Source organism: Areca yellow leaf disease phytoplasma (assembly GCF_041920595.1).
In genome coordinates this window covers 575,201-577,421 of the sequence record NZ_CP169277.1, presented here as the reverse complement: position 1 = coordinate 577,421, position 2,221 = coordinate 575,201, and the positions used below count along the sequence as shown (strand labels likewise).

General features: G+C 29.0%; 1 protein-coding gene and 1 pseudogene. Both read left to right on the top strand.

Annotation, left to right across the window (positions count from 1 at the left end; genetic code table 11):
- Positions 1 to 104 precede the first annotated feature (104 nt).
- Positions 105 to 629: pseudogene (locus ACEW7V_RS03255) on the top strand (hypothetical protein).
- Positions 630 to 1,226: 597 nt separating this feature from the next.
- Positions 1,227 to 1,325 carry a hypothetical protein gene (locus ACEW7V_RS03250; RefSeq protein WP_374695785.1) on the top strand — a complete coding sequence of 33 codons (99 nt, stop codon included), beginning with the start codon at positions 1,227 to 1,229 and terminating at the stop codon, positions 1,323 to 1,325.
- The last annotated feature ends 896 nt before the right edge of the window (positions 1,326 to 2,221 follow it).

Below are 2,221 nucleotides of genomic sequence, written 5' to 3'. Positions count from 1 at the left end.
TTAAGCTGCATTGCTATGCTTATGCATTAATGAAAGTAGGTATTTAGTTTGCATTTTGCTGACGAAGCCTTTAATGAAGTTTTTGCTGGCAATGGGGTCATGGCATCGTTGCTTTTAGAAGAGAAAAATATGTAGCTTTTGGAGGACCTGCTGGTGGCAATGGTGGCAACGGCGGGTCTGTTATTTTTGTAGGAGACAAAGACGACTACTCTTATTAAAATTAAAAATATCAAAAACATCTTAAAGCACCACATGGAATAAATGGCAAAAATAAAGGTCAAAATGGAGCCAACGCTCCTCATCTTTATGGTGTTAAAGTTCCTTTGGGGACAGTTTTTTATACTAAGTTGATAACAGTTTTTAGGAGAGATTTTTATACGATCAACAAACCTTAGTTATTATGTTATGGCAAAGGCGGCAAAGGTAATAAAGCATTAGCTACTTTTAAAAATCAAGCTCCAAGTTATGCTGAAAAAGGTGATTTAGGTGAAAGTTTTAAAATCAAAACAGAACTTAAAGTTTTAGCTGATATTGGTTTGTTAGGTTTTCAAGTGTTGATAAATCTATCTCTTATTTCTGCTATTTCAAAGCCCAACCCAAAGTTGCTTCCTATCCTTTACCACAATTAAACCTCATTTAGGAGTCGTTGAAGTAGATGGTTTTAGTTTTGTAGTTGCTGACCTACCAGGACTAATTGCCAATGCTCATTAGGTTGTGGTATGGGAATTCAATTTTTAAAACATATTGAAAGATGTCGTGTTTTTAGTTCATATTTTAAGTATGGAAAGTGCCAATCCTACCAAGATTTCCAAACTTTAAATCAAAGAATTATCAATACAATCCCCGTAAAATTATTACTTAAAAAACAAATTATTGTTTACCAATAAAATGGATTTCACCGATGCTTTGCAAAAACTTACTCTTTTAAAACAACAAATCAAAGACCAGCCAATTATCCCTCTTCTTTAGTTTCTTTGATAATTTAGAGACCTAAAATATGAAATGAGCTCCCTTGCAAAATATTCCCTTAGAAGTTACTCCCAAACAAAAACAACGAATTTAAATTATACACCCTTCCTGATAATCAAAATACTATTTCTGTTATTAAAGAAAGTGATTCTGTTTTGTTGTGTCTGGTAAACAGTAAAGAAACTTTTTTCATCGTACTGATTTTAACAACGAAGAAGCTGTAAAAAAGATTTAATAGAATATTGAAAAAAATAGGAATGGAAGAACAATTACAAAAACAAGGAGCCAAACCAGGAGATCAGTTAAAATTTGTGATCGTTTGTTTGATTTTTTATAATTTGGTAATTATAACATAAAGAAATTATATTTTTGCTTCATAAAAAAATGCTAAATCACTCCCCTTATTATTTAAAAATATTTTTCTTACACTTCATAACCTCCCATTATAAATCTTTTTTGCCCCCAAAACTAAATAAACAAATATAATATCTTAATATAAGATCTTTTTATTACCCAAAACCAACAAAAACAATATACAAAACAAACAAAACAACATAACCCCCTTAAACAACCCAAATTTTACTTTCCCCAGTCAAAAATATAACCTAATTCATCAAAATTGAGTTATAATAAAATAAAAAGCAAAAAACAAATACTTAAAACAAAAGGACTAAATCATGAATTTTGTAACTAGAAACACTAGAATTTATATATCTGATTGTGCTAATTATATTATTAAAAAAATTGATTTTAATTTATATGAAACTCCAAAAGCTACTTTCTATTATTCTTATGATGCTTATTTAGTTAAATATAAAGAATCTTTTGGCTGTTAATCTAGTGTAGAAGCATGGTAAAAAGGACCTGTTTTAAAAAGATTATATCAAAAACTTAAACATTATGACAGACGAAATTATTAAAGTTATTATTGTTTCCTTTCCTCAAACTTGTGAAAGTAAATTAAATTGGAAAGAAAACAAGTAATGGATTTCATTATTTCCAAATATGGATGGGTAGATTCATGATCTTTGATGAGGCAATCCATGAGAAGCCCCTTTGATAATTATTTTGAAGAAACCCAATGTATCATTTTCCAAAGCCTGTTATATTCCTGATGAGGCAATATATCATCATTTTAAAGATTCTAGTAATTGGTATGTTTTTCCTAAATATTGTCCTACTTGTTTACAAAGGATGTAAAATATTGTTGATTGTTAAATAAAATTAATAAAATATCTACAAACATACTTAA